Origin of the sequence: Amycolatopsis sp. NPDC058340, from assembly GCF_042723975.1 — a bacterium.
GTDB lineage: Bacteria > Actinomycetota > Actinomycetes > Mycobacteriales > Pseudonocardiaceae > Amycolatopsis.
The window spans coordinates 1-26,821 of sequence record NZ_JBHXIB010000047.1 but is presented as its reverse complement, the minus strand read 5'-3'; the positions used below and the strand labels follow the sequence as shown (position 1 = coordinate 26,821).

Here is a 26,821-nt window from a genome sequence, read left to right as displayed (position 1 = left end):
ACCCGGGGGGGGGGCGTCCCCTCGGGTTTGCCGCGGCGACCAACTACACACCGTTCGCTGATAAACCCCCCCCCCACCCCCTTACAAACTGCCCGCGCGTTGCTGCCTCACCCCCCCCCCCCCGCTTCTTCGTTTTCCGGTTTCGTGGCCCGTGCGCCCTCCGGGGCGATCACTCCCTGTTGTTGGTCGGGGCGGGGGACGCGTACCGCTGTCCGTGGCGAAGGCCGGTTGCGTAGCGTGCTCGGTCCATTGTGGACAGGCGTAGTCCGTTGGGCCGAATGAGCGCATATCACTAGCCACAATGGACAGATGTGCTGACCACAGTGGACACAGGTTCCGAAAAGTGGGACCGTAGAGGACGTGTCCGAATTGAATGCAACAGCCGCCGCACTGCTCGGTCTTCTCCACGACGGTCCCGCCACGGGCGGGCAACTGGTCGCGGGGGCGGGTGAGCGTTTCGGCGCCTTCTTCAGCGTGACTCGCAGCCAGGTGTACCGGGAGCTCCCCGCCTTGTCGAAGGAGGGCCTCGTCCGCCTCGGCAAGCAGGGGCCGCGGTCGAGCCAGCAGTACCTCATCACCGCGGCGGGCAAGAAGGCGTTCAAGACGTGGCTGTCCTCCGAAGCCGGTCCTGACCACCTCCGCAGCCCGCTGATCCTCCGTCTCGTGCACGCCGGTTCGTTGACGGTGAAGCAGCGCTCGACCCTGCTCGAATCGGCCCGCGCGAGCTACACCCAGCAGCTCGACGAGGCCAAGGCCGCCACCAAGGCCGCCGACGGCCCGTACGCCAAGGCGGTCGCCGAGTTCGCTCAGGCGCAGGCCAAAGCCGCACTGAAACTGCTGGATTCCATCCCTCAGTCCTGACCCGGACAGGTGCCCACGACCGGTTCCCCGCAACCGGTCGTGGGTTTTGCCGTAACCTTGGCCGACGTGAGTGATGAGTTCGATGCGGCACTGAAGGACCTGGCCGGCAAGCTGACGCAGATCGAGTCGGTGATGGACCTGGATGCGCTGCGTGCCCAGGTGGCCGAGCTGGAGGAACAGGCATCCAGCCCGAACCTCTGGGACGACCCCGAAGCGGCGCAGAAGGTCACCAGCCAGTTGTCCCACCGGCAGAGTGAGCTGCGACGCATTTCCGAGCTGCGGCAGCGGCTCGACGACCTGGGCGTCCTCTATGAACTGGCCGAGGCCGAGGGCGACTCCGCCAGCGTGGCCGAGTCCGAGTCCGAGCTCACGGCGCTCACCAAGGACATCGACGGGCTCGAGGTCCGCACCCTGCTGTCGGGTGAATACGACCCGCGGAACGCCGTGGTCACCATCCGGTCCGAAGCGGGCGGCGTGGACGCCGCCGACTGGGCCGAGATGCTGCTCCGGATGTACCTGCGGTGGGCGGAGCGCCACAACTACCCGACGGACGTCTACGACATCTCCTACGCCGAAGAAGCGGGTATCAAGTCCGCCACCTTCAAGGTGAGCGCTCCGTACGTCTACGGCACGCTCTCGGTCGAGCAGGGCACGCACCGGCTGGTGCGCATCTCGCCGTTCGACAACCAGAGCCGTCGACAGACCTCCTTCGCGCACGTCGAGGTGATGCCCGAGGTCGAGGAGGTCGACCACGTCGACATCCCCGAGAAGGACATCCGCGTCGACGTGTACCGCTCGTCCGGGCCCGGTGGGCAGAGCGTGAACACGACGGACTCGGCGGTGCGGATCACGCATATCCCGACCGGCGTGGTCGTGTCGTGCCAGAACGAGAAGTCGCAGCTGCAGAACAAGGCGGCCGCGATGAAGGTCCTCCAGGCGCGGCTGCTGCAGCGGAAGAAGGAGGAGGAGCGCGCCGAGATGGACGCGCTCAAGGACGGCGGCTCCAGCTGGGGCAACCAGATGCGCTCCTACGTGCTGCACCCGTACCAGATGGTCAAGGACCTGCGGACCGAGTTCGAGGTCGGCAACCCGTCGTCCGTGCTCGACGGTGAGATCGACGGTTTCCTGGAGGCCGGCATCCGCTGGCGCAAGCAGTCCGGAGCCGCGTAACAACCCTGCGTGAGAGAGCAAGGGACCTTTGCTACCACTTTCCGAAAGAGAGTGGTAGCAAAGGTCCCTTGCTCGCTTGGCCGCCGGTACCGGGCTACCCGGGCTTAACGACGGGCATGGGTAGTATGCCGAACCGTGATCCGGCTCGAAGAGGTTTCCAAGGTCTACAAGACCTCGACCCGTCCCGCCCTTGAGCGGGTGTCGGTCGAGATCGACAAAGGCGAGTTCGTCTTCCTGATCGGTCCCTCGGGATCCGGGAAGTCGACCTTCCTGCGTCTCCTGCTGCGCGAAGAGGTGCCGAGCAAGGGTCGCGTCATGGTCTCCAACTTCGACGTCGCCAAGCTCGCCCGTCGCCGGGTGCCGCGGCTGCGGCAGACCATCGGCTGCGTCTTCCAGGACTTCCGTCTGCTGTCGAACAAGACCGTCGCCGAGAACGTCGCCTTCGCGCTCGAAGTCATCGGCAAGCCGCGCCCCACGATCCGCAAGGTCGTGCCCGAGGTGCTCGAACTCGTCGGCCTCGACGGCAAGGCCGACCGCCTCCCCAACGAACTCTCCGGTGGTGAGCAGCAGCGCGTCGCGATCGCCCGCGCGTTCGTGAACCGCCCGCTCGTGCTGCTCGCCGACGAGCCGACCGGGAACCTGGACCCCGACACCAGCCAGGACATCATGTTGCTGCTGGAGCGGATCAACCGCACCGGCACGACGGTGCTGATGGCCACCCACGACCATTCGATCGTGGACTCGATGCGGCGAAGGGTCGTCGAGCTCCAGCTCGGCAAGGTCATCCGTGACGACGCCCGAGGCGTCTACGGCATCGGCCGCTGACCGGCCCCGCCCTCCTCCGTTACCCACGACTTCCAAGGGACATCAACCCCGATGCGCGCCAGTTTCGTCTTCAGCGAGGTAGTCACCGGCTTGCGCCGGAACGTCACGATGACCATCGCGATGATCCTCACCACCGCGGTCTCCCTCGCCATGCTCGGCTTCGGTCTGCTGGCCGTCGGCACGATCGACAAGATGAAGGCCAACTTCCTCGCCGACGTCGAGGTTTCGGTCTATCTGGTCAACGACATCAGCGCGGGTGACCCGAACTGCTCGCAGTCCGCCTGCCAGACGCTGCGCCAGCAGCTGCAGGGCAACGAGGGTGTCGAGTCGGTCGTCTTCGAGAACCGCGAGCAGTCCTACGAGCGGTTCAAGAAGATGTTCGAGAGCCAGCCGGAACTGCTCGCGCTGACCGGGCCGGAGGCGCTGCCCGCGTCGCTGCACGTCAAGCTGAAGAACCCCGAGCGCAGCCAGGCGATCATCCAGGAGTACACCGGCAAGCCCGGCGTCTCCAAGGTCGACGACCAGCAGAAGGCGCTGGACCGCGTGTTCAACGCGCTCAACGGGGTGCGGAACCTGGCCTTCGGGGCCGCGCTGATCATGGCCATCGCCGCGCTGCTGCTGATCGCGAACACGATCCAGGTGTCGGCGTTCACCCGGCGCACCGAGGTCGGCATCATGCGGCTGGTCGGCGCGACCCGCTGGTACACACAGCTGCCGTTCCTCTTGGAGGCGGTGGTCGCCGGCTTGGTCGGTGCCATCATCGGTATCGTCTTCCTGATCCTCACCAAGGTGCTGTTGCTCGACTTGGTGCTCACCGGTGACGTGTTCCCCGCGGTCGGCATGCTCGAATTGCTGTTCCCGGTGGCGCCGATCCTGCTCGCCGTTTCGATCGTCATTTCGGCGATCACCGGCTACGTGACGCTGCGCCTGTACGTGCGCCACTAGCCGCCCCGATAACCACCTGCCCGAACACGGAAACTCACGTAGAGTCGCGTCATGCCCAAGGAACGTGGACAAAAGGTGATCGTGTCGAACCGCAAGGCTCGCCACGATTACTCCATCCTCGACACCTACGAAGCCGGTCTCGTGCTCGTCGGTACCGAGGTGAAGAGCCTGCGTGAAGGACGGGCATCGCTGGCCGACGCGTTCGCCACGGTGGACGACGGCGAGGTCTGGCTCCGCAACGTGCACATCCCGGAGTACGTGCAGGGCACGTGGACGAACCACACGCCGCGGCGCACCCGGAAGCTGCTGCTGCACCGCCAGGAGATCGAGAAGCTCATCGGCAAGACCAAGGAGAGCGGTCTTTCGCTGGTCCCGCTGTCGATGTACTTCAAGGACGGCAAGGTCAAGGTCGAGATCGCGCTGGCGAAGGGCAAGAAGTCCTACGACAAGCGGCAGGACATCGCCAAGCGGGACGCGCAGCGCACCATCAGCCGGGCCATGGGCCGGGCGCTCAAGGGCCGGTACAACGATTGATCCACGGGCCCGCTTCGGACGCCGACATCCCCGGCTGGATCTCGGCGCTGGGCATCGACGGGCTCGTGGACCTTCATCTGCACTTCCTGCCGAAGCAGGTCATGGACAAGGTGTGGGCCTATTTCGACCAGGCCGAGGAGCACTACGGCATGGCCTGGCCGGTGCATTACCGCACGCCGGAGGAAGAACGCGTCGAAACCCTGCGCTCGTTCGGCGTGCGCAGGTTCGCGCCGCTGGTCTATCCGCACAAGCCGGGCATGGCCGAATGGCTGACCTCGTGGGCGCTGGAGTTCGCGGAGCGCGTCCCGGAGGCGGTGCCGACCGGCACCTTCTACCCGGAGCCCGGCGCGCTGTCCGTTGTGGACGGTGCGCTGCGTGCGGGCGCCCGGTGTTTCAAGGCGCACGTCCAGGTCGGCGCCTACGACCCGCGTGACGAGCTGCTGGACGGCGTCTGGGGCGCGCTGGCGGACGCGGGTGTCCCGGTGGTCGTCCACTGTGGACACGGTCCGTTGAGGGGTGCCTACACCGGGCTACGGCTGTTCGAAGAGATCCTGGTGCGCCATCCCAGCCTGACGCTGGTGCTGGCGCACGCCGGGATGCCGGAGATCGACTTCGCCTTCGAGCTGGCCAGGAAGTATCCGCGCGTGTATCTCGACACCACGATGGTCGGGGTGGAGTTCACCTCGCGCGGCAACCCGCTCCCGCCGGACTGGCAGGATCTGCTGGCCGAGTTCCCCGACCGCGTCGTGCTCGGCACCGACTTCCCCAACATCCCGTACTCGTATGCCACGCAGCTGCAGGCGATCGCCGGCTGGGCCGCCGACGATCGCCTGGGTGAGCCGTTCCTGCGGGCGGTGCTGCACGACACCCCCGCGAAACTGCTCAGCGTTTGAGCTGTGCCACCTCGGTGACCGAGACGGCGCGGCCGAGCAGCCGGGTCCCCAGCTCCGCGACCGGGATCTGCTTGCCCGCCAAGAGGAATCCGCCCGTCGCCAGCGCCACCCACGGTGCCGGTCCCTGGGCGAGACCGTCGCTCAGCGGGGCGAAACCGTGCGCGGCGAGGCCGAGCAGGCCGCCGGCGATCGCCAGCCCGGCCACCACGAGCTGAGGCGTGTGGGCGGTCGACGCGGGGCCGGAACCCTGCGCTTCGAAGCGGGCGAACATCCGCAGCAGACCGAGGAGCACGAGCCCGCAGGCGCCGAGCCACGCGGGGAGCATCGTCAGCCACAGCACGGAACCCGGTTCGGGGGTTTCGTAACCCAGGCCGTAGACCGCGACACCGGAGACGACGATCAGCGCCGGCATGTGCCAGAGGTAGACGCTCATGAACCGCGGGCCGATCCACTTGAGGGCGGCGTCGAGGTTCGGCCGGGCGGCCAAGGCGTTCAGCTGCGGTTTGAAGGCCAGCAGGAGCCCGATCTGGCCGATCGCGAGGAAGGCCAGCAGCACGGTCGGCGGGCTCATGTTCGACACGGGGGCGCCCGGCATGCCGATCATGCTGGCCGGGTACGGGCCGAAGGCGACCATCAGCGCGGTGATGCCGAAACCGGCGCCCGCCATGCCCAGCGCGGCGTTGCGGCTCAGCGAACCGAGACGTCCTTGTGCGTAGTGGAAACCGAGCTGGTGCACGGCCATCCAGACGAAGACGGCGTTCGCGAAACCGATCAGGCCGAGGTCGTTGAAGCGGGCGACGTCCACGAGCACGGCGGCGGCGAGCATCACGAGCGGGACCTTCAGGCCCCAGCGGCGGTGTGCCGCGGCCAGCATCGGGGTGAGCAGCACCGTGAGCACGTACACGGCCAGGAACCACAGCAACTGGGCGGCGATCGCGCCACCGACCTGCAGCGGCTGCTCCGGGATGCCCATGCCGCGCAGGATGTCCGGGACGAACAGCCACACGGCCACCAGCGGCAGCACCGGGATCATCAGCCGCTTGAGGCGGGCCGCGAGCCAGGAACGGGAGCTTTCCGCGCGGCTCAGCGAAATCAGGTTCGCCGCGCCGCCCGCGAAAAAGACGAGAGGCATGACCTGGCTGAGCCAGGTGATGACCCACCAGCCGGGTGTCGCGAGGGCGTTCCCGGTCGAGAGATGGCCGTCGGCGTAGGAGAGCACCGGCATTCCCCAGTGCTGGACGACGACCGCGAGGATCGCGACCGCTCGGACGATGTCCAGGAACCTGTCCCGGCCCTGTTTCCCGCTTGTGTGCATGGAAAAGAGCCTGGTGCTTCAAGGCCGTGAAAACAGCGGTGCGGGCCGCCGTATCGATCTTCCTGTTTTCGCCCTCGGAAGGTGGAGTTTTCCCTACCCCACGCCGTCGGTCTCAGGTTCCGGGAGCGGGGCGGGGCACAGCCGGAACTCCCAGCGGTCGTCTTCGGCGCGGCCGAGTTCGTACCGGGTTTCGATCTTGGGGCCGTCGTGCAGATGGACGTGTTTGAGGACGGTGCCCGCGATCGGCTCCGTGTCACCGAGTTCCTGGACGCGGCCGTCGAGGGGCCCGCCGAAGAAGCGCACGCTGCGGGAGGTCCGGTCGCTCATGGGTCCTCCTCGGCTCGGCTCGTTCCCCACCAACAGTCTGCCCATGTTAGGTGAGTGACGGCTTCGCCACCAAGAGCTACTTCAGCGTCCTAAGTAAGTGAGGACCGCACGGACCCGGCGGTGTTCCACCGAACTGGCTTCGAGGCCGAGCTTCGCGAAGATGTTGCCGATGTGCTTCTCGACCGCGCCGTGCGAGACGACGAGCGAGTTCGCGATCGCGGTGTTCGACAGGCCCTGCGCCATCAGGCCCAGCACCTCGGACTCGCGGGCGGTGAGCGCGTCGAGCGGGTTCTTGCGGCCCCGCGCCATCAGCTGCGCGATGACGTCCGGATCGATGGCCGTGCCGCCGCCGGCGACCCGCTTGACCGCGTCGAGGAAGTCGCCGACGTCGGCGACGCGTTCCTTGAGCAGGTAACCGACTCCGCCCGCGCCGCCGGACAGCAGCTCGACGGCGTAGCTCTCCTCGACGTACTGGGAGAGCACGAGGACGGGCAGGCCCGGGACGGCCTCACGGGCGCCCAGCGCCGCGCGCAGGCCCTCGTCGGTGAAGGTGGGCGGCATGCGCACGTCGACGATCGCGAGGTCCGGCCGGTGCTCTTTCACCGCGACCAGCAGGTCTTCGCCGTTGTCCACGGCGGCGACCGTCTCGATGTCCTCGTCGGCGAGCAGTCGGATCACCCCCGCGCGCAACAGAACCGCGTCTTCGGCGATGACAACCCGCATGCTGCCCCCAGCGTCGTGAGTGAATGGCAGAGCCTATTCACTCACAGCCTATTCACTCACGACCGGGTCACCATTGGCACGGCAGGTCCGCGCGAATCACCGTCGGGCCGCCGGGCGGGCTGACGACGGTGATCACGCCGTCGATCGTGGCCGCGCGGTCGGCGAGCCCGGCGAGGCCGCCACCTGGCCGGACTTCGGCGCCACCGTGCCCGTTGTCGGTGATCTCGACGATGACCATCGACTCGGTGCGCCACACCTTCACGCCCGCTTCGGTCGCGCCCGAATGCTTCGCGATGTTCGTCAGCGTCTCGCCGACGATGAAGTACGCCGTCGTCTCGACCGCGGCGGGCGGCCTCGGCTCGACGTCCACCTCGACGTCGACGTGGATCGGCGATTTCGCGGCCTGCGCGGACAAGGCCGCGTCGAGACCGCGGTCGCCGAGCACGGCCGGGTAGATCCCGCGGGCGAGATCGCGCAGCTCCGACACCGCGAGCTTGGCGTCGAGGTGTGCTTCGTCGATCAGTTCGCGCACCGCGTTGGGGTCTTGGTCGAACTTCGACTTCGCGCGGCCGAGGCTCATCGCGACGGCGACCAGCCGCTGCTGGGCGCCGTCGTGCAGATCGCGCTCGATGCGGCGGCGTTCGGCCTCGGCGGCGTCGACACCGCGAGCGCGCGACGCCTGCAGGCGCTCGGCCTTCTGCTCCAGTTTCGCGGCGCGGTTCGGGCCGAGCAGCGAGTACGCCAGGTTGCCGTGCAGCCACCCGACCCACGGGGTCACCCAGATCGCCATCGGCAGCAACACGATCGACGCGATCGCGATCGGCAACTCCAGGCAGGCCAGCGGGAACGCCGCCATCAGGTAGGCGAGGTCGCGCCAGGTCGTCGCGTCGGTCAGGCGGGTCAGCCAGCGCTTGACCAGCGAAAGCCCTTCGAGGGGGAGCCGCTCGACCGGCTCCAGCGGGGTTTCGAGCATCGTCCGCGCCCAGCCGCGCTCCCGGTCGGCGGACCAGCGGATGAAGCTGGTCGTGGCCATCAGGATCGGGAAACCGATCCACACCACCGCCGTCGCGATGCCGACCGCCAGGCCCACGACGATGAGAACGAACTGGAGGAGCCGGAACACGAAGCTGACGATCATGTAGACGATCGACCTCAACGGCCGGGGGCGGGGGATCCCCACCTGCTGTACCTGCTGGTCGATCGTCATCCGTGAACCTCGCCCCATGAATCCTCCAGACGGCGGCGCTGGGCGTGAGTCGGCCCGAGCAACGCCGCAGCCAGCCGGGCGTGCATCCCGGCCAGCGCCTTCGTCAACGCTACCGAGAGGGCGATGCAGAGCACCCCGAGCGCCGCCCAAGGCAGCGCCGAGACCGTCGAGTCGACGGTGAACCACGCGTTCTCCCAGGTCGGGAAGCGGTACTCGCCGCCGGGCAGGAAGCGGTAGTAGATCGGCAGGCCCGCGAGGCCGAGACTGGTCGACCAGAAGGCCGTGACCAGGACGAACTCGATGATCCCGAGCGGGAAGAGCAGGAAGAAGTAGCCGAGGTCGCGCCAGGTCGAGCCGTCCTTCAGGCGCGCCTTCCAGCGCACGGACTGGCCGGCGACGGGAAGCGGGAGATACGGCAGGTCGATGTAGCGGTCGAGCAGGGCGTACACCCTGGCGCGCTCCATCCGGGCCGCGCCGCGGACCGTCAGGATCACCAGCGCGAGAAGCGGCAACCCGATCCAGACGACCGCCGTGCCGATGCCCGCCGAGATGAAGGACATCAGGAGCGCGAAGGCCAGGACGCCCATCGGCAGGTTCATCAGCAGGTAGACCAGCGAGCCGCCGAACGACGGATCGGACCTGCTCAGCTCCCGCTCGGCCGCCAGCGAACTCATGGTCGTGCTCCTCTCCTGTTCGAGGAGTCAAGCATCGCGCCCGGGGACGTCCGCTGACATGGTGCTCGCGGGCATCTCCCAGGTAGGGCTAGCCCCACCTGCGGGATTAACCCGGTTGCCGCCCGCGTTATGATGTACAGGTTGTGTCCCACCAAGGGGGTGAACGGTTTCGACTTTGGTCGTTGAATCAGGAGAAGCGTGCCGGTGCAGGCGAGAGACCACCGTAAGCGTCATCGCAAACCAATAAGCGCCGAGCCTAAGAGCCAGCGCGAGTTCGCTCTTGCTGCCTAAGCAGTAGAGCAACTCTGTCGGTCCGGGGTCGCCTCCGACCCGGTCACCGGCATCAGCTAGGAGGCTTACCGCTACACCCGGCTACGGGGTGTGGTTGGGAAACAAACAGTGGCTGGGCTCGTCACTTCAGCTTGTTCGCGTGACTGAAGGGGCCAAGTAGAGACATAGCGGACTGCGCACGGAGAAGCCCTGATGATGCGCCAGAGGACCCGGGTTCAATTCCCGGCACCTCCACCGCCCGAATGGCGAGTGCTCGTGATCGAGCGCTCGCCATTCGTCGTTTCGACGGCGGTGCGGGTTGCGCCGAACACTCGCGCGTGTTCAAAATATACGCATGTTCAATCTGAATGAACATGACGGCTCGATGAACGACGAGGTGTGCTCCCGGCTCCAAGAGCTGGGCTTCCGTGTCGAAGTACTCTGCGACGCCCTGGTGAAGCTCACAACGCGATCCGGTGCCGCCCGGACATACGGTGTCGAGCTCAAACGACGGATGACCGCGGAACTGGCCACGGCGGTCCATTTCCGGCAGTCCCCTCCGCCGCTGCTGTTCACCACGTACCTCAGCGAGCCGGTTGCCGAGCGGCTGCGCGCCAGGGGCATCGACTACGTGGACGCCGCGGGCAACGCCCACCTCTCGTGGGACGACGTCCTGATCGATGTCCGAGGCCGTCGCAAGCCCGCCGTTCCGGCCGGGCGAATTTCGTCGCGAGGTGCGGGAGCCTTCGGCCGCGCAGGCCTTCAGGTCCTGTTCGTCCTGCTCAGCTGGCCGGAGGCGGCTGCCTTTCCGTACCGTCGATTGGCCGAGATGAGCGGTGTGTCGCTCGGTACGGTCAAGACGGTCATCGACGAGCTCACCCGTGCCGGCTACCTGTACGAACGAGGGAACGAGCGACGGCTGGCCCGCGGAGCCGAGTTGCTCGACCGGTGGTCGGAGGCTTACTCGATCACCCTGGACACCTCGTTGGCTCTCGGCGAGTTCGCGACGGCCGACCTCTCGTGGTGGCCTGACGCGGAAGCCGACCTGCTTTCCGCAGGGGTCCAGGTGGGCGGGGAAGCCGGGGCAAGCCTCATCGATCCGCATCTGCGGCCGGCCTCGCTCACTCTCTACGCCGACGGGCTTCCGGTGCGGCTGCTCGGCCGGTATCGGTTGGCACGAGCGGAAAACGGCGGCAACGTACACATCAGGCGCCGGTTCTGGCAGGCACCCGGGCCGGAGTCGTGGATCGTGCCTTCGCCGCTGATCTACGCTGACCTGCTGGCCTCGGGCGATCCGCGCCAGCGTGAGCACGGCGACCGGATTCGGAGCGACGATGATCGACTTAAGCGCATCGACCGAACCTGATCTCCGGCTCGCCGCGAGAGTGCTGACACGGATCGATGCCGTCGCCAGTGCCGTGGGAGTCGAGTACCTCGTGGTCGGAGCGACCGCGCGCACGATCCTGTCGATCGGGTTGGTCGGTGGCCCGCCCGAGCGGGCCACCCAGGACATCGACATCGCCGCCGCGATGGGCACCTGGGCCGATTTCGACGAATTCGTGAGCCGGCTCGACCGGCACGGCCGGAGCGTGCATTCGTTCCTGGTGGAGGGCGTCGAGGTCGATGTGCTGCCTTACGGCGGTATCGAGGACGACGACCGGACGATCCTCTGGCCCGACGACCACCGTATGAACGTCCGCGGGCTGAGCGAAGCCGTGGCATCGGCCGAGTCGGTGCTCCTGCCCGGCAGGCTCGTCGTCAAGGTTCCCTCGGTACCGGCGTTGGCTCTGCTCAAGCTCTTGACCTGGTGGGATCGGCGCGCAACGACCACCCACGACGCCGTCGACCTCGGGACGATGATCGGCTGGTACTCGTCGGGACCGTATTGGGACCGGCTTTACGACCAGGAGCTCGAAGTGCTCGAACGGCACGGCTTCGACCCCGCGCTCGCGGGAGCTTGGCTGATGGGTTCGCATATGCCCGGTCTGCTGGATTCCGAGGGTGTCGAAGTAGTGCTCGGCATCGTCGGTGACGATGTCCTGGGCCGGTTGGGCAGCGACGTCCTCGTCCGTGCGCTCGCCGATGGCATCAAGGATGCGGTCTCATAGGGTCGTGACCATGCGCCTTCATGTGCATCAGTGGGGTTCCGGACCGCGTGTCGTTCTCGTGCACGGCGTGCTGCTCGGCGGCCGCGAGGCGTGGCGGGCTCAGCGCCCGTTGACCGAGCGGTGGACGTTGCTCGCGCCGGATCGTCCCGGGCACGGGAAGTCGCCGGACGGCGTGCAGGATTTCGAGGCCGACGCCGGATTCATCGCCGAGCAACTGCTCGACGAGCCCGCGCATCTGGTCGGGCTGTCCTACGGTGCGATCGTCGCGATGCTGGCCGCCGCGCGCCGGCCTGAGCTGGTCCGGACGCTCACCGTGGTCGAACCGCCCGCGACCGGGATCGTCCGCGGTGACGAGGTCGTCGACGCGTGGGACGCCGAATTGCGGCGGTTTCTCGACGGGCCGCTCGACGATCCTCGCGAAGTGTTCAAGACGTTCTTCCCGCTCGCCGGTGTCCCGCTGCCGATCCCGGATCCGGTGCCGGAGACGCTGCGGCGCGGGGCTCGCGCGTTGGCCGGGATGCGGCCGCCGGGAGACGCGGACTTGCCGCTCGACGCGCTCGCCGAAGCGGGATTCCCGATGCTCGTGGTCACCGGCGGTCATCGGCCGGAGTACGAGATCATCGCCGACGCGATCGCGGACAGGGCGGGCGCGCGCCGCGAAATCGTGCGGGGGATGGGGCATTTGGTGCCGGATACCGGGGCGCCGTTCAATGAGCTTTTGGAAGGATTTCTGAAGCACGGAGAGTAGCTGCGGCAGGGTCGATTTCATCTCGATTCACCCGCAATGGCGATCTTGTTCCGGTGAAGTGTCATGCTGTGTGTCCGACCATGGCCCTCTTTCGAAACGACCCCGTGTCGCCGGAGGGCCGGAAGAAGGTGGCAGATGACCTGGGCCAGGCATTCCAGTCGTCCCGACCCCGCTGAAGACCAGAGCCGGATGGCCGGTGTGCGAGCGGAGGAAGAAGTCCGCCTCACCCTGCAGAACGGCAGAGCAGCACGAACCGTCGCCGGGCACGCTTCGGACGCCCTCGACTGTGCGGAACTGCTGGCCATGCTCGGACTCGAGGGAGTCCAGAAGAAGCACGCTCAGCGCACCTGACCCCCGATCCGGGAGGTCAATTCGGCCGCGGTCAGACGGACCTCTTCGGCCAGGTCCGGCCAAGTCTCCTCGCACCCTTCCGCCCCCGGGCAGAGGTGGCGGAGAGTCACGCTGATCGCGGCCATCGGACGGCCGCCGTGGTCGAATACCGGGCAGGCCACTGAGGCGAATCCTTCGGTGACGTGACCGTCCTCGACCGCCCAGCCGAGCCTGCCCTCCGCGTTCAGTGTGCGGCGGAGTTCGGCGAGGGTGCGCGGGCCGCGACCGGTGCGCAGCACGAACGCCGAGGCGGCGGGGAAGAGCGCGCGCACGTGCGGTGAGGGCAGGTGCCGCAGGATCGCCCTGCCCGATGCCGTGAGCTGACCCGGTAGCCGGACGCCGACCTCGGTCACCAGGGTTTCCGGACGCGCAGGGCGCTCTTTGACCAGGTAGAGCGACTCGTTGCCGTGCAGCACGCCCAGATGCGCGGTGTGGCCGACGCGGTCGGCGAGTTTGCGCAGCAGCGGGAGCGCGAGGCGTTCCAGCGGGTCGTGCCGCAGGTAGGCCGAGCCGAGCTCGAACGCGGCGATGCCGAGGCCGTAACGGCGCTCGGCCGGCAAGTGTGTCACGAAACCGGCGGCTTCCAGTTCGGCGAGCAGGTGATACGTCGTCGAACGCGGGAGGCCGAGTTCGCGCGCGATCGCGGCCGCGGACACCGGGCCGGGCCTCGCGGCGAGGGCGCGGAGGATGCCGAGGCCACGTCGCAGAGCTGGGACTTCGCTGCTCTCGCCCATATGCGGCCTCCTGTTTCGCTCGGCGGGGGAGCAAGGGACCTTTGCTACCACTTATCTCGACATTGAGAGAAGTGGTAGCAAAGGTCCCTTGCTCTCTTTCCGCAGGTGGGAGCGGTGACTGTGTGGATTTTGGGACGTCAGATGTCCCGAAATCCACACGGTCGGTACTCATCGCCACGCGGAGTAGGGGGTGTGTGGATATAGGGACACTCAACGTCCCTATATCCACACACCTCCTGCCCGCCGACGAGCGTGGTAGCAAAGGTCCCTTGCTCCCATCGTGCGCGTCTTGGATACCAGACACAACCACCGGTTGGCGTCGCCCACCAGCGGGCATGGCGTTGTCCAATGGGGCTATGCCGGAAACCGTACTTCTGGGGTCCGAACCGCTTCGGCCCGAACAGGTCGTCGCGGTCGCCCGTGACCACTCGCCCGTCGCGGTCAGCGAAGCGGCCGAGAAGAACCTCGCCGCGACGCGTCAGCACATCGACGACCTCGCGCACGCCGAGACGCCGACGTACGGCGTTTCGACGGGCTTCGGGGCGCTCGCGACCAGGCACATCCCGCTCGAGAGCCGCACCGCGCTTCAGCGGTCGCTGATCCGGTCGCACGCGGCAGGCGCGGGCCCGGTCGTCGAGACCGAGGTCGTGCGCGCGCTGATGCTGCTGCGTCTCCGCACCCTCGCCAGCGGGTACACCGGCATCCGGCCGCAGACCGCGCAAGCGCTTGCGGCCCTGCTCAACGCCGGGATCACCCCGCTCGTCCACGAGTACGGTTCCCTCGGCTGCTCCGGGGACCTCGCGCCCCTCGCCGCTGTCGCGCTCGCGCTGATGGGAGAGGGCGAAGTCGAGTACAACGGCGAAGTCGTCCAGGCCGCCGTAGCGCTGAAGCACGCTGGGATCGGGCCGGTCGTTCTCGCGGAGAAGGAGGGCCTCGCCCTCACGAACGGGACCGACGGCATGCTCGGCATGCTCCTGCTCGCCGCCGCCGACCTGCGCAAGCTGCTCGACACTGCCGACATCACCGCGGCGATGAGCGTCGAAGCGCTCCTCGGCACCGACCGCGCCTTCGCCGCCGACCTCCAGGCGCTGCGTCCGCACCCAGGGCAGGCAAGGAGCGCGCTCCGCATGTGGACGGCGCTCCAGGACTCGAAGATCGTCGAGAGTCACCGCGGCCCGGACTGCAACCGCGTCCAGGACGCGTACTCGCTTCGCTGCGCGCCCCAGGTGCACGGCGGCGCCCGGGACAGCCTCACGCACGCCGAACTCGTCGCCGAGCGTGAGCTCCAGTCCGCGGTCGACAACCCGGTCGTGTTGTCCGACGGCCGCGTCGAGTCCAACGGCAACTTCCACGGTGCCCCGGTCGCGTACGTGCTCGACTTCCTCGCCATCCCGCTTGCCGACGTCGCGAGCATCGCCGAGCGCCGCACGGACCGCATGCTCGACAAGGCCCGCTCGCACGGCCTGCCGCCGTTCCTCGCGTTCGACCCCGGCGTCGATTCCGGCCACATGATCGCCCAGTACACGCAGGCGGCGGTGGTCAGCGAGCTCAAGCGCCTCGCGGTGCCGGCGTCGGTCGATTCGATCCCGAGCAGCGCGATGCAGGAGGACCACGTCTCCATGGGCTGGTCGGCCGCGCGCAAGCTGCGCAAGGCCGTCGAGGGCCTCAACACCGTCCTCGCCATCGAACTGCTCACCGCCGCGCGTGCCCTCGACATGCGCGCGCCCCTGGTCCCGTCGCCGGTCACCGGCCGGGTCCGGGATCTCGTCCGCACCAAGGTCGAGGGCCCCGGCCCCGACCGTCATCTGGCGCCGGAGATCGCCGCCGCCGAAGAACTCGTCGCGTCGGGTGCCGTCCTCGCCGCGGCCCAACTGGAGGTCTGAGCCCATGACCCGCACGGTCCGTGCCGCCCGAGGCACCACGCTCACCGCGAAGAACTGGCAGACCGAAGCCGCGCTGCGGATGTTCCACAACAATCTCGACCCCGAGGTCGCCGAGCGTCCCGAGGACCTGGTGGTCTACGGCGGCACCGGCAAGGCCGCCCGCAACTGGGCCAGCTTCGACGCGATCACCCGCGAGCTGACCAGCTTGGAGCAGGACGAGACGTTGCTCGTCCAGTCCGGCAAGCCGGTCGGCGTGTTCCGCACGCACGAATGGGCGCCGCGTGTGCTCATCGCGAACTCCAACCTCGTCGGCGACTGGGCGACGTGGCCGGAATTCCGCCGCCTGGAGGCCCAGGGCCTGACCATGTACGGCCAGATGACCGCGGGGTCCTGGATCTACATCGGCACGCAGGGGATCTTGCAGGGCACGTACGAGACCTTCGCCGCCGTCGCGAAGAAGCGGTTCGGTGGCAGCCTCAAGGGCACGCTCACCGTCACCGCCGGTCTCGGCGGCATGGGTGGCGCGCAGCCGCTCGCGGTCACGATGAACGACGGTGTCGCGCTCGTCATCGAATGCGATCCGCAGCGCGCGCACCGCCGCGTCGAGACCCGTTACCTCGACGAGGTCGCCGACGATCTCGACGACGCGATCCGCCGCGTGGAGGCCGCCAAGAAGGAGAAGCGCGCGCTGTCGGTCGGCGTGGTCGGCAACGCCGCCGAGGTGCTGCCCGAACTGCTGCGCCGCGGCGTCGAGGTCGACATCGTCACCGACCAGACCTCCGCGCACGACTCGCTTTCCTATCTGCCCAAGGGAATAGGCGTCGACGAGTGGCAGGACTACGCGGACAAGAAGCCCGACGAGTTCACCGAACGCGCCCGCGAGTCGATGGCGGAGCACGTCGAGGCGATGCTCGGCTTCCTCGACAAGGGCGCCGAGGTCTTCGACTACGGCAACTCCCTGCGCGGCGAGGCGAAACTCGGCGGTTGCGAGCGTGCGTTCGACTTCCCGGGGTTCGTGCCCGCCTACATCCGCCCGCTGTTCTGCGAGGGCAACGGCCCGTTCCGCTGGGCAGCGCTGTCCGGCGACCCCGAGGACATCGCGGCGACCGATCGCGCGATGCTGGAACTGTTCCCGGAGAACGAATCCCTCGCGCGCTGGATCCGGCTCGCCGGGGAACGCGTCGCCTTCCAGGGGCTTCCGTCGCGGATCTGCTGGCTCGGCTACGGCGAGCGGCACCTCGCGGGCCTGCGGTTCAACGAGATGGTCGCCAGCGGCGAGCTGAAGGCGCCGGTCGTCATCGGCCGCGACCACCTCGACTCGGGCAGTGTCGCGTCGCCGTACCGCGAGACCGAGGGCATGGCCGACGGCTCCGACGCGATCGCCGACTGGCCGTTGCTGAACGCGCTGGTCAACACCTCGTCGGGTGCCAGCTGGGTGTCGATCCACCACGGCGGCGGCGTCGGCATGGGCCGCTCCATCCACGCGGGCCAGGTCAGCGTGGCCGACGGAACCCCGCTGGCGGCGCAGAAACTCGAGCGTGTGCTCACCAACGACCCGGGCATGGGCGTCATCCGGCACGTCGACGCTGGCTACGACCGCGCCGCCGAAGTCGCCGACGAGCGCGGCGTGCGCGTGCCGATGCGGGACGCCGAGTGACCGCGTCCTCGCTGCTGGCGGAGATCTCGGACGTCGGCCGCGACCCGAAGCGTGGCGGCTACTCTCGCCACGCCTTCGACGCGGCCGAAACCGAGCTGCGCGCGTGGTTCGTCGAGCGCGCCGGACGGCTGGGGCTGGGCGTCGAGACCGACCGCAACGGCAACATCTGGGCCTGGTGGGGCACCCCCGGCCCGGACGCGGTCGTCACCGGGAGCCACCTCGACTCGGTGCCGGGAGGCGGCGCCTTCGACGGCCCGCTCGGCGTCGCGAGCGCACTCGACGCGGTGGAGACCTTGCAGGGCAAGGGATTCCGTCCTGCCAAGCCGTTCGCCGTCGTGGTCTTCGCGGAAGAGGAAGGCGGCCGGTTCGGCGTGCCGTGCCTCGGCTCGCGGCTGCTGACCGGGACCATCGACGCGGACAAGGCACGCGGCCTGCGTGACCCGGACGGCGTCACGTTCGCCGAAGCGGCGGCGAAATCCGGCCTCGATCCCGATCGGGTCGGCCGGGACGCCGAGCGCCTCGGGCTGATCGGGCGGTTCCTGGAACTGCACGTCGAACAGGGGCGCGGGCTGATCGACCTCGGCTCGCCGATCGCCGTCGGCAACACGGTGATCGCACACGGCCGGTGGCGGTTCTCCTTCCAGGGGCAGGGAAATCACGCCGGTGCGACGCTGATCGGCGATCGTCGCGATCCGATGATCCCGGCGGCGGAGACCGTTCTCGCCGTGCGGAAACTGGCGAAGGCGACCGCTGACGCCAGGGCCACTGTCGGCAGGCTTGTGCCGACTCCCGGCGGGACGAACGTCATCGCGTCCACTGTGGACCTTTGGCTGGACGCACGGGTGCCTGGCACGGACACGCCCGAGCTGGTCGCGGAGATCGCGAAGCTGGCCGAAGAGGCAGCAGGACAGGAAGGGTGCCGGGTCGAGATCTCCAGGGAGTCGTACTCCGACGACGTGATCTTCGACGACGCGCTGCGCCGTGACCTGGGCACTTGGCTGGGCGGGCCGCCGGAACTGCCGACCGGGGCCGGGCACGACGCGGCGATCCTCGCCGGGTTCGTCCCGTCCGGGATGCTCTACGTGCGCAACCCCACCGGGATCAGCCATTCCCCGGAGGAGTTCTCCGAAGCGGAGGACGTCGACCACGGTGCCCGCGCGCTCGCGGACGTCCTGGAGAAACTGTCGACATGACGACATATTGGTGTGAACGTACCTGGTTGCCGGACGGGATCGCCGACGCCGTCCGGATCGAGGTGGACGGCGGCAAGATCACTTCGGTGACGGCGAACGCGCCTCGCGAAGGGACTGTCCTGAGTGGACTGACCTTGCCAGGCTTCGCGAACGGGCACTCGCACGCGTTCCATCGTGCGCTGCGCGGGCGGACGCACCACGACCGCGGGACCTTCTGGACGTGGCGCGAGCGGATGTACTCGCTCGCGTCACGGCTCGACCCGGATTCGTACTATCGCCTGGCGCGCGGGGTCTACGCCGAGATGGTGCTGGCCGGGTACACGAGTGTCGGCGAGTTCCACTACCTGCACCACGCCCCGGGCGGAAAGGCTTATGCCGAACCGAACGCGATGGGCGAGGCGCTGCGGCAGGCTGCCAGGGACGCCGGGATCCGGCTGACGTTGCTCGACACGTGCTACCTCGCGGGTGGGATCGGCGTCGAACCCGACGAAGTCCAGCGGCGGTTCTCCGATGGGACGGCCACGAAGTGGGCGCAACGCGCCGGCGAACTGCGGGAGGACGAGACGTTCCGGGTGGGCGGCGCGATCCATTCCGTGCGCGCCGTTCCCGAAGACCAACTGTCCGAAGTGGCCGGTGGGTCCGGGCCGCTGCACATCCACCTTTCGGAGCAACGGGCCGAGAACGAGCAATGCCTGGCGGCTTATGGCCGGACCCCGACGGGGTTGCTCCACGACCACGGCGTGCTCGGCGAACGGCTCACCGCGGTGCATGCGACGCATCTGACCGCGGAGGATATTCAGCGGTTGGGCGCGGCGCGGAGCCACGCCTGCTTCTGCCCGACGACCGAACGCGATCTCGGCGACGGCATCGGCCCCGCGCGGACGCTGCTGGACGCGGGGGTGCGGCTGTCGCTCGGCAGCGACAGCAACGCGGTCGTCGACGCGTTCGAGGAGACTCGGGCGCTGGAACTGAACGAGCGGCTCGCCAGTGAGAAGCGCGGCCGGTTCACGGCGGAGGAACTTCTCGCCGCGGCGACGGATCACGGCGCGGTCGGCTGGGACGAGGTCGGCAGGCTGGCCCCGGGCGCGGGCGCGGATCTGGTCACGGTCGGCCTCGGTTCGGTGCGGACCGCGGGGATCGAGCCGTCCGGGGTGGTCTTCGCCGCTTCCGGTGCGGACGTCCGGGACGTCGTCGTCGCCGGGCGTGAGATCGTCCGCGACGGCGTGCATCAGCTGATCGACCGGCCGGAAACGGTCCTGGCCAAGGAGATCGAGGCATTGTGGCAGTCCTGATCACGGGAATCGGCGAGCTCACCACGAACGACGCCGAACTGGGCAAGCTGCGCGACGCGGCCGTCGTCATCGATGGCGAAGCGATCGCCTGGGTCGGCGCCGCCGCGGACGCGCCCGATGCGGACGAGCGGGTCGACGTCGAGGGGCGCGCGGTGTTGCCCGGCTGGGTGGACAGCCACACGCACCTCGTGTTCGCCGGTGACCGGACCGCCGAGTTCGAGGCGCGGATGGCCGGGAAGGCGTACAGCGCCGGAGGGATCGCGGTCACCGTCGACGCGACGCGGTCGGCTTCCGACGAACAGCTGGCGGCGAACCTGCGGCGTCACGTCGACGAAGCGGCGAGGCAGGGCACGACTTGCCTGGAGACGAAGACCGGATACGGGCTCAACGTCGAGGACGAGGCTCGTTCGGCGCGGATCGCCGCCGAGGTGGCCGACGAGGTCACGTTCCTCGGCGCGCATCTCGTGCCGCCCGGCGCGGACGCCGAGTCCTATGTGGACTTGGTGTGCGGTGACATGCTCGACGCCGTCGCGTCGCTCGTGCGGTGGGCGGACGTGTTCTGCGAGACCGGCGCCTTCGACGAGGCGCAGTCCGGGCGGGTGCTCAAGGCGGCGCGGGAGCGCGGGCTCGGGCTGCGGGTGCACGGGAACCAGCTCGGGGAGGGGCCGGGGGCGCGGCTCGCCGTCGAGCTGGGGGCGGCGAGTGTCGACCACTGCACGTACCTGAGCGATGCGGATGTCGAGGCTCTCGCCGCTTCGGACACTGTCGCGACCCTGCTGCCGGCGTGCGATCTGTCGACCCGGCAGCCGTTGGCGCCGGCGCGGCGGCTTCTCGACGCGGGGGCGACCGTCGCACTGGCCAGCAACGCGAACCCGGGCAGCTCGTACACGACGTCGATGGCGTTCTGCGTGACGACCGCGGTGCTGCAGATGCGGATGACGATCGACGAGGCGGTGTGGGCGGCGACGGCGGGCGGTGCGCGCGCTCTGCGGCGTGACGACGTGGGCTTCGTGCGGCCGGGGGCACGCGCCGATCTTCACGTGCTGGAAGCGCCTTCGACGACGCACCTCGCGTATCGGCCGGGGGTGCCGCTCACTTCGTCGGTGTGGCGCCGGGGGAACCGGTTGTGAGCGCGTGTTCGAACTTGCGGTTCGGCCCGAGGATCCAGACCTTCTTGGGATCGAGGTAGTTGATCAGATCGATCAGGGCGTTGTAGACGGTGGTGAGCCGCGCGGCGCCTTCCTCGGGTGACTTCAGGATCTTGGAGGTCTCTTCGAGCAACGGCGCGAACCATTCGGCGAATTCGGCGTCGTCCCGGTATTTGCGCCGGAACTGGACGTAGCCGAGGCACCGGGGACGATCCGGGCTGTCCGGATCGATCATCAATTCGCCGATGGCCTGCTGCTCGCCGCCCAGCAGCAGGAACACGCGGGCGTCACTCGGCTCGGTGTGCCCGGAGAGCGCCCCTTTGACTTCGCCGAGACGGCGCATCAGCCGCCGGTTCCGGCCGCGGCTGCCCATGTCGAGGAAGTGGGCCTCCTGCTGGAGGATCTGTACCCAGCCGAGGTAGGCGGAAAGCCGGTAAAGGCTGTCGTAGCGGTTGTATTCGTCTTGCCGCTCGGTACCCGGCGCCGCCTGATGGACCTCTTCGCCGGACAGCAGGCGGATCGCGTTCCGCAGCCGCGCGGCCAGCGACGCCGCCGACTGCAGCAGCGGATCCCGGTACCGGCTGACCAGGTCCCGGCGGAGCTGCTCGCGGTCGGTCCGCCGCCTGCGTGCCTCGAACACCCCGCCGAGCACCGCCGTCAGCACCGCGCCGGTCACCGAGACCACCGCGGAGATCACCGAAACGTTGTTCACGTCGCATCACCCCGGCGTGGAGCGTACTGAGAAGTGCGCTAGCGGAGGGTCTCTTCGACCCGGATCCGCAGGGCGGGCGGGAGTTCGCCGAGCAGATGGGACCACTGCTCGACCCGGTTCGCGCTCAGGTGGGTGAGCAGGTCGAGCACCGGCGCCCACAGCTCCTCGTCGGCCGCCGCGACCCCCAGGAGGCCGCGGAACCGGGTCTCGGAGAGAAGCCCGAGGACGTGATCGATCCGGCTCTTGTCGTCGAGGACGAACGCGATCCGGATCAGCGCCTCGTCGCCGATGACGGCCAGCGCCCGGCGCACCGTCGGATCGGGCAGGTGGCCGACGAACCGGCCGACGGTGATCCAGTCCTCGCGGCGCACCAGCTCGCCCGCCACCTCGACGACGGTGTCGAGCGGGATCCGCGCGATGATCGCGCTAGCCCGGCGGGGGTCGAGTTCGGCCGCGACGTCGGCCAGGAACGGTGTCCTCAGCCGCTTCGCGACATCGACGCCCCGGGAGACGTCCACCAGCCCGGCGATCCGCGCGCACAGCAGCGGGCCGAAGACCTTCTCGGCGATCTTCGCGAGGATCGGGCTCGGGACGAGCTTGCTCGCCATCGCCATCCGCTCCAGGGCGGCGAGGTTGGCGTCGAACAACGTGTCCGTGACCTGCTCGCGGAATGCCTGGAGCTCGGCGGCGTCCACGTTCTCCAGGTACGAGAGCCGCTCCGGGGAGGTGCCGAGGACGCGGGCGAGTTTGAGGATCTCCGCCTGCGCCGCGAAGTTCTCGGTGGTCACAGGCCCACCACCTTGCGAACGGTGCCACGCAGCAGCGCGGGAACATACTTCAGGCCCTCTTCGCCCGCTTCGGCCAGGGCCTTGGCCTGGCGGTGGCGCGCATCGCGAAGCGCGTTGGAGAGGTCCTGTTTCTCGTGGTCGGCCAGCGCTTCGATGCCTGCCGGGACAGGACCGCCTAGCTGACCGGTGAGTGTGCGCTCGGCCATGGTCGATCATCATGCCTCATCGGGCCGGGGAAGCAGGGGACCTTTACTTTCGTCCATGGCGGACCGCTCGTCACGGCTTGTAGCGTCCAGGTCTGTGATGGACGGAGAGGAGCCCGTGCGGCGCGGGCGGCGGCTGTTGATGGACGTCGCCTTGTGGCTCGGGCTCTGCGGCTGGGTGGTCATCGACGCCGGATCCAGCACGAGGCACTGGGAACTGCTCTTCGGGCTCACCACGACCACGGCCGCGATCGCGGTGTCGCGCCGGTATCCGCTGGTCTCGCTCGCCATCGCGATGGTCGCCGCGTTCGTCGTGATGGGCAGCTTCGGCGGCCGGGTACCGATTTGGGAGGGCTTCGTCCTCGTCGCGGTGGGCTACCTCGCCGGCTACCGGCAGCCGGTCGCGAAACCGATGCTTCGCCTTTTCGCCGTCGTTTCGGTGCTGGCGGTCCCCGTCGCGCTGCTGTGGAGCAAGGACGGCTTCGCGTCCTGGGGTGCGTTGCTCGGCGTCCTCGTCTTCGCGGGGGTGACGCCGTGGCTGCTGGGCAGGTACGTCCGGCAGCGCGAGGACATGGCGCGCGACGGCTGGCGGCGCGCCGAGGAGATGGAGAGCCGACAGCGGCTCGTCGCCGACCGCGCGCGGCTGCGCGAGCGCACCCGGATCGCCAGCGACATGCACGATTCGCTGGGCCACGAGCTGAGCCTGATCGCGGTGCGCGCCGCGGCGCTGGAGGTCGCCGGCGGACTCGACGAACCGCAGCGGCGGGCCGCGGGCGAGCTGCGGCAGAGCGCCGCGACGGCGACCGAACGGCTTCGCGAGATCATCGGCGTCCTGCGCGAGGACGACGCGCCGACCGAGCCGGTGCACGAGAGCATCGACGAACTGCTCGACCGGACCAGGGCTTCGGGCGTGCTGATCGAGTCCTCTGTGGACGAACCGGTCGACGGTGAGCCGCCGATGGTCGACCGCGCCGCGTACCGCGTGGTCCAGGAATCGGTCACGAACGTGGTGAAACACGCGCCGGGTGCCGCGGTCACGGTCCGGGTCGTGCGGTCCGAAGGGCGGACGGACGTCGTGGTCACCAACGCCGCGCCGCCCGCAGGGCCGCTACCGGGCAGGACGTCGGGCAAACGCGGGCTGATCGGCCTGCGCGAACGGGTCCGGCTGGTCGGCGGAACTCTGCGGGCGGGTCCCCGTGACGGCGGGTTCGAGGTCAGCGCGACCTTGCCGCACGACGCGGCACCGTCCGAGGAATCGCCCGAAAGCCAGGCGGCGATGGACGCCGAAGTCGGGCAGTCGACGTCGGCCAGGGAACTGGAACGGGCCCGCCGGGACGTCCGGCGCAGCCTGATCCAGGCGATCGTCGTGCCGATCGGGCTGTTCGGCGTGGTGGTGGGGATCAGCGGGGCGGTGTTCCTCGTCAAGTGGTACGGCTCCGAGCTCTCCGGCGGGGACTACGACCGCATCCGGGTCGGCCAGACCCGGGCGGAGATAGCTTCGCTGCTGCCCGGTGCTCAGCGGCTCGCCCGGCCGCGTGCGGTGGAGCCGCCGGTGCCCGCGGGGGCGACCTGCGAGTACTACGGCACCGAGCGCAGCGTGTTCAACTTGAACTACGAGGCCTACAGGCTGTGCTTCGCCGACGGGAAACTCGTGGCGAAGGACGTGATCAGTGAAGACGAGCAAAGGGGGGACCCGGATGATCCGGGTGGTGCTGGCCGATGACGAGGCGATGATCCGCGCCGGCGTGTCGGCGATCCTGGCCGCGGACGCCGGGATCGAGGTGGTCGCGGAAGCCGAAGACGGGCGCGCCGCCGTCGAGCAGACCCGCGCGACCAGACCGGACGTCGTACTCCTCGACATCCGGATGCCGGTCATGGACGGGCTCAAGGCGGCCGAGGAGATCCGGCGGCTGCTGCCCGAGGTCGGCGTGATCATGCTGACGACATTCGGCGAGGACGCCTACATCGAACGCGCGCTCGGCTTGGGCGCGAGCGGTTTCCTGCTGAAATCGGGTGACCCCCGCGAACTGCTCGGCGGTATCCACGCGGTCGCGGGCGGGGCGGCGTTCCTTTCGCCGAAGGTCGCGCAGCGGGTCATCGCCCGCTTCTCCGGCAATCAGGTGTCCCGCGCCGAAGAGGCGAAGGCGCTGATCGGGAAACTGACCCCGCGTGAGCAGGAAGTACTGGCACTGCTGGGTTCCGGACTGTCCAATGCGGACATCGCCGCGAAACTGTTCGTCGTCGAGGGCACGGTGAAGGCCTACGTGAGCACCATCCTCAACCGGCTCGGCGCGCGGAACCGGGTGCAGGCCGCGATCACCGCGTACGAGGCGGGGCTGGTCGGCGGGGGACGGGAGGAGTCCAGCCGCTGACGCCGGCACCGATACGGGCGGTGAGCGCGCCGGGGAGCAGCCGGAACACGCCGTTGCGGACGGCCACGGCGAGCGGATTGCGCAGCTGTGGCCCGGCTTTTCCCGCCCGGACCGAGGCTTTCACGACGCCCTGGCTGCGCGGGCGGCGCTGCTCGTCGTAACTCTTCAGCGCCGCGTCGACGTCTTCGATGGTGCTGAGCGCGGCCGCGAGGACGACCGCGTCTTCGATCGCCTGGCAGCCACCCTGGCCGAGGAATGGCGGCATCGCGTGGGCCGCGTCGCCGAGCAGTGCGACGCGGCCTTTCACGTACGAGGGCAGGGGAGTGCCGAGCAGGTCGAGATCGTGGTGGAGCAGTGTCTCGGGCGCGGTCGCTTCGATGAGTTCGGGAATGGGGGCGTGCCAGCCGCCGAAGCGGTCTCGCAGATACGACTTCGGGTCCTCGTGCCGGATTCCCGCTTCGGCTACGTAGCTCGCCCACCAGTAGACGCGGCCGTCGTGCAGCGGGATGACGCCGATCTCGGCGCCGTCATCCCAGCTGGTGCTGAGCTCTGCCGGGTGCGGGAGGGTGGTCACCGCGCGGAAGGCCGTGCTGCCGCTGTAGACCGGTTCGGGATGCCGCGGCCAGAGCTGCTTGCGGGCCGTGCTGTGGATTCCGTCCGCGGCGACGATGACGTCGGCGTCGAGGTCTTCGAGGCTGGTGACTTGCACGCTGGTGCGGACGCAGCCCTCGGGCAGGGCGTCGCGGAGCGCGCCGATGAGATCCGCGCGGTGGATGGCGGCGAGCGGGCGGCCGTGATGACGGCGGAACGCCTCGGCATCCCATCGGGTGATGCGGCGGCCGCGGCGGTCGTGGAGACCGCCGGAGGATTGTTCCCTGAGGGTTTCGGGGTGGACGCCCAGTGCTTCGAGTGAGCGCAGGGCGTTCGGCCACAGGGAGATACCCGCGCCGACGGCAGTGAGTTCCGGCGCTTGTTCGAGGACGGTGACCTCCCAGCCGATGCCGTGCAGCCCGATGGCGGCGCTCAGTCCGCCGATTCCCCCGCCGATCACGATCGCTTTGTGCATGTCGACCTCCTCTACATTTGTAGAGTACTACTACACTTGTAGAGTGCGAAAGGCGACGATCGGGGACGCGGCCATCGAGGTGATCGCGGCCGAGGGGATGCGGGGGCTGACGCATCGCGCGGTCGACCGATTCGCCGGGCTGCCGCCGGGTTCGACCTCGTATTACGCGCGGACGCGGGCGGCGCTGCTGGAGCTGGCGATCTCGCGGATGATCGAACTCGACGAGGTCACCCTCGATCCGCCACCTGGACGGCTGGCCGAATACGTCGCGGGGTTCGCTCACGCGGCGATCACGAGCGGGCGGACCCGGATGCTCGCGCGGTACGAGTTCGCGCTGGAGGCGACGCGGCGGCCGGAGCTGCGGGAGGCCTACGACCGGGGCGGGCTGGTGATCCGGCGGCGGTGCGCGGAGGTGCTCACCGCTTGCGGATCGGCGGAGCCGGAGCGGCACGCGCGGGTGCTGGTCGCGTGGCTGGAGGGGACGGTGTTCGACGCGCTGGCCGGGACCGGCTCGCTGCGGCCGCCTGGGCTTGAGGAGCTGACGAGGGGGGCGGGGGAGGTTTTGGCGGGGCTCGGGGTGGCGGGGTAGCAAGGGACCTTTGCTACCACTTGGGGCGCTGACCTGCGAAAAGGGAGCAAGGGACCTTTGCTACCACCTGTACAGCGGGTGGTGACTGTGTGGATTTCGGGACATCTGACGTTCCACAAACAACACAAAGACCGCGGCGGGAGGGCGGGGGGGCGTGGGGGGGGCCCGCGCCCCGCCGGGGGCCGGACCGGGGT

General features: G+C 69.0%; 28 protein-coding genes and 1 other RNA gene. 19 read left to right on the top strand and 10 right to left on the bottom strand.

The annotated features are described in order from the left end of the window. Positions 1 to 360 precede the first annotated feature (360 nt). The 6 genes from ACFWIW_RS33705 (at position 361) to ACFWIW_RS33680 (ending at position 5,228) form a co-directional block, all read left to right on the top strand. Positions 361 to 861: a PadR family transcriptional regulator gene (locus ACFWIW_RS33705; protein WP_039920095.1), complete on the top strand. Its 501-nt coding sequence runs from the start codon at positions 361 to 363 to the stop codon at positions 859 to 861. Positions 862 to 927: 66 nt separating this feature from the next. Continuing rightward, positions 928 to 2,031, top strand: a complete 1,104-nt coding sequence (prfB, locus tag ACFWIW_RS33700) for a peptide chain release factor 2 (protein ID WP_037345950.1) — start codon at positions 928 to 930, stop codon at positions 2,029 to 2,031. A gap of 135 nt (positions 2,032 to 2,166) precedes the next feature. After that, positions 2,167 to 2,856: a cell division ATP-binding protein FtsE gene (gene ftsE / locus ACFWIW_RS33695; protein ID WP_005168409.1), complete on the top strand. Its 690-nt coding sequence runs from the start codon at positions 2,167 to 2,169 to the stop codon at positions 2,854 to 2,856. A 51-nt stretch (positions 2,857 to 2,907) separates the two neighbouring features. Continuing rightward, a complete protein-coding gene (gene ftsX / locus ACFWIW_RS33690) occupies positions 2,908 to 3,801 on the top strand; it encodes a permease-like cell division protein FtsX (RefSeq protein WP_240595380.1) in 894 nt (297 codons plus the stop codon). A gap of 51 nt (positions 3,802 to 3,852) precedes the next feature. Continuing rightward, on the top strand, positions 3,853 to 4,335 hold the full coding sequence (gene smpB, locus ACFWIW_RS33685; protein WP_043847924.1) for an SsrA-binding protein SmpB: 483 nt from the start codon (positions 3,853 to 3,855) through the stop codon (positions 4,333 to 4,335). Continuing rightward, positions 4,332 to 5,228: an amidohydrolase family protein gene (locus ACFWIW_RS33680; RefSeq protein ID WP_378372182.1), complete on the top strand. Its 897-nt coding sequence runs from the start codon at positions 4,332 to 4,334 to the stop codon at positions 5,226 to 5,228. Before smpB ends, ACFWIW_RS33680 begins: the two co-directional genes overlap by 4 nt. On the opposite strand, the gene ACFWIW_RS33675 is transcribed toward ACFWIW_RS33680, so the two are convergent. From ACFWIW_RS33675 to ACFWIW_RS33655, 5 genes are all read right to left on the bottom strand, one after another. Then, positions 5,218 to 6,543 carry an acyltransferase gene (locus tag ACFWIW_RS33675; RefSeq protein WP_378372181.1) on the bottom strand — a complete coding sequence of 442 codons (1,326 nt, stop codon included), beginning with the start codon at positions 6,541 to 6,543 and terminating at the stop codon, positions 5,218 to 5,220. The two genes, ACFWIW_RS33680 and ACFWIW_RS33675, sit on opposite strands and share 11 nt — an antisense overlap. Before the next feature lie 93 nt (positions 6,544 to 6,636). Beyond that, positions 6,637 to 6,870, bottom strand: coding sequence for a hypothetical protein (locus tag ACFWIW_RS33670; RefSeq protein ID WP_378372180.1), 234 nt, complete (start codon positions 6,868 to 6,870; stop codon positions 6,637 to 6,639). A gap of 81 nt (positions 6,871 to 6,951) precedes the next feature. Continuing rightward, entirely contained in the window at positions 6,952 to 7,593 is a 642-nt protein-coding gene (locus ACFWIW_RS33665; RefSeq protein ID WP_378372179.1) for a response regulator, read from the bottom strand. A gap of 67 nt (positions 7,594 to 7,660) precedes the next feature. Continuing rightward, positions 7,661 to 8,800: a sensor histidine kinase gene (locus ACFWIW_RS33660; protein WP_378372178.1), complete on the bottom strand. Its 1,140-nt coding sequence runs from the start codon at positions 8,798 to 8,800 to the stop codon at positions 7,661 to 7,663. Further along, the gene (locus tag ACFWIW_RS33655) at positions 8,797 to 9,474 is read right to left on the bottom strand and encodes a sensor domain-containing protein (RefSeq protein WP_378372177.1); all 678 of its coding nucleotides are present in this window, start codon (positions 9,472 to 9,474) and stop codon (positions 8,797 to 8,799) included. Before ACFWIW_RS33655 ends, ACFWIW_RS33660 begins: the two co-directional genes overlap by 4 nt. A 155-nt stretch (positions 9,475 to 9,629) precedes the next feature. Between ACFWIW_RS33655 and ssrA the strand changes: the two genes are divergently transcribed. The 5 genes from ssrA to ACFWIW_RS33630 all read left to right on the top strand — a co-directional run bounded on the left by ssrA (position 9,630) and on the right by ACFWIW_RS33630 (position 12,951). Further along, positions 9,630 to 10,002, top strand: a transfer-messenger RNA (tmRNA) gene (ssrA, locus tag ACFWIW_RS33650). A gap of 61 nt (positions 10,003 to 10,063) precedes the next feature. Further along, entirely contained in the window at positions 10,064 to 11,110 is a 1,047-nt protein-coding gene (locus ACFWIW_RS33645) for a type IV toxin-antitoxin system AbiEi family antitoxin (RefSeq protein ID WP_378372176.1), read from the top strand. Beyond that, a complete protein-coding gene (locus tag ACFWIW_RS33640) occupies positions 11,079 to 11,852 on the top strand; it encodes a nucleotidyl transferase AbiEii/AbiGii toxin family protein (protein ID WP_378372175.1) in 774 nt (257 codons plus the stop codon). The genes ACFWIW_RS33645 and ACFWIW_RS33640 overlap by 32 nt, the downstream gene beginning before the upstream one ends. A gap of 10 nt (positions 11,853 to 11,862) precedes the next feature. Further along, positions 11,863 to 12,600: an alpha/beta fold hydrolase gene (locus ACFWIW_RS33635; protein ID WP_378372174.1), complete on the top strand. Its 738-nt coding sequence runs from the start codon at positions 11,863 to 11,865 to the stop codon at positions 12,598 to 12,600. 135 nt (positions 12,601 to 12,735) lie between these two features. Then, positions 12,736 to 12,951 (top strand): hypothetical protein, encoded by a 216-nt coding sequence (locus ACFWIW_RS33630; protein ID WP_143253029.1) that lies wholly within the window; start codon positions 12,736 to 12,738, stop codon positions 12,949 to 12,951. On the opposite strand, the gene ACFWIW_RS33625 is transcribed toward ACFWIW_RS33630, so the two are convergent. Next, entirely contained in the window at positions 12,939 to 13,724 is a 786-nt protein-coding gene (locus ACFWIW_RS33625) for an IclR family transcriptional regulator (RefSeq protein WP_378372173.1), read from the bottom strand. The genes ACFWIW_RS33630 and ACFWIW_RS33625 overlap by 13 nt on opposite strands. A 356-nt stretch (positions 13,725 to 14,080) precedes the next feature. On the opposite strand from ACFWIW_RS33625, the gene hutH reads away from it, so the two are divergent. The 5 genes from hutH to hutI are packed head-to-tail and all read left to right on the top strand — an operon-like array spanning position 14,081 to position 20,879. Then, positions 14,081 to 15,607 carry a histidine ammonia-lyase gene (gene hutH / locus ACFWIW_RS33620; RefSeq protein ID WP_378372172.1) on the top strand — a complete coding sequence of 509 codons (1,527 nt, stop codon included), beginning with the start codon at positions 14,081 to 14,083 and terminating at the stop codon, positions 15,605 to 15,607. A 4-nt stretch (positions 15,608 to 15,611) separates the two neighbouring features. Then, complete coding sequence (gene hutU / locus ACFWIW_RS33615; RefSeq protein ID WP_378372171.1) at positions 15,612 to 17,264, top strand: urocanate hydratase; 1,653 nt, start codon at positions 15,612 to 15,614, stop codon at positions 17,262 to 17,264. Continuing rightward, positions 17,261 to 18,457, top strand: a complete 1,197-nt coding sequence (locus ACFWIW_RS33610) for an allantoate amidohydrolase (protein ID WP_378372170.1) — start codon at positions 17,261 to 17,263, stop codon at positions 18,455 to 18,457. Before hutU ends, ACFWIW_RS33610 begins: the two co-directional genes overlap by 4 nt. Then, positions 18,454 to 19,749 (top strand): formimidoylglutamate deiminase, encoded by a 1,296-nt coding sequence (locus tag ACFWIW_RS33605; RefSeq protein ID WP_378372169.1) that lies wholly within the window; start codon positions 18,454 to 18,456, stop codon positions 19,747 to 19,749. Before ACFWIW_RS33610 ends, ACFWIW_RS33605 begins: the two co-directional genes overlap by 4 nt. Continuing rightward, positions 19,737 to 20,879 carry an imidazolonepropionase gene (gene hutI / locus ACFWIW_RS33600; RefSeq protein WP_378372168.1) on the top strand — a complete coding sequence of 381 codons (1,143 nt, stop codon included), beginning with the start codon at positions 19,737 to 19,739 and terminating at the stop codon, positions 20,877 to 20,879. Before ACFWIW_RS33605 ends, hutI begins: the two co-directional genes overlap by 13 nt. On the opposite strand, the gene ACFWIW_RS33595 is transcribed toward hutI, so the two are convergent. Genes ACFWIW_RS33595 through ACFWIW_RS33585 form a run of 3 tightly spaced genes read right to left on the bottom strand, consistent with a single transcriptional unit; the run spans position 20,842 to position 22,603 of the window. Continuing rightward, positions 20,842 to 21,609, bottom strand: coding sequence for a hypothetical protein (locus ACFWIW_RS33595; protein ID WP_378372167.1), 768 nt, complete (start codon positions 21,607 to 21,609; stop codon positions 20,842 to 20,844). The genes hutI and ACFWIW_RS33595 overlap by 38 nt on opposite strands. Positions 21,610 to 21,647: 38 nt before the next feature. Beyond that, entirely contained in the window at positions 21,648 to 22,397 is a 750-nt protein-coding gene (locus ACFWIW_RS33590) for a hypothetical protein (protein WP_378372166.1), read from the bottom strand. Continuing rightward, on the bottom strand, positions 22,394 to 22,603 hold the full coding sequence (locus tag ACFWIW_RS33585) for a hypothetical protein (protein WP_378372165.1): 210 nt from the start codon (positions 22,601 to 22,603) through the stop codon (positions 22,394 to 22,396). Before ACFWIW_RS33585 ends, ACFWIW_RS33590 begins: the two co-directional genes overlap by 4 nt. 97 nt (positions 22,604 to 22,700) lie before the next feature. Between ACFWIW_RS33585 and ACFWIW_RS33580 the strand changes: the two genes are divergently transcribed. Then, positions 22,701 to 24,323, top strand: coding sequence for a histidine kinase (locus tag ACFWIW_RS33580; RefSeq protein WP_378372164.1), 1,623 nt, complete (start codon positions 22,701 to 22,703; stop codon positions 24,321 to 24,323). Next, on the top strand, positions 24,298 to 24,972 hold the full coding sequence (locus ACFWIW_RS33575) for a response regulator (protein ID WP_378372163.1): 675 nt from the start codon (positions 24,298 to 24,300) through the stop codon (positions 24,970 to 24,972). Before ACFWIW_RS33580 ends, ACFWIW_RS33575 begins: the two co-directional genes overlap by 26 nt. On the opposite strand, the gene ACFWIW_RS33570 is transcribed toward ACFWIW_RS33575, so the two are convergent. After that, positions 24,917 to 26,038 (bottom strand): FAD-dependent monooxygenase, encoded by a 1,122-nt coding sequence (locus ACFWIW_RS33570; protein WP_378372162.1) that lies wholly within the window; start codon positions 26,036 to 26,038, stop codon positions 24,917 to 24,919. The two genes, ACFWIW_RS33575 and ACFWIW_RS33570, sit on opposite strands and share 56 nt — an antisense overlap. A gap of 43 nt (positions 26,039 to 26,081) precedes the next feature. Between ACFWIW_RS33570 and ACFWIW_RS33565 the strand changes: the two genes are divergently transcribed. After that, complete coding sequence (locus ACFWIW_RS33565) at positions 26,082 to 26,627, top strand: TetR/AcrR family transcriptional regulator (protein WP_378372161.1); 546 nt, start codon at positions 26,082 to 26,084, stop codon at positions 26,625 to 26,627. Positions 26,628 to 26,821 lie beyond the last annotated feature (194 nt).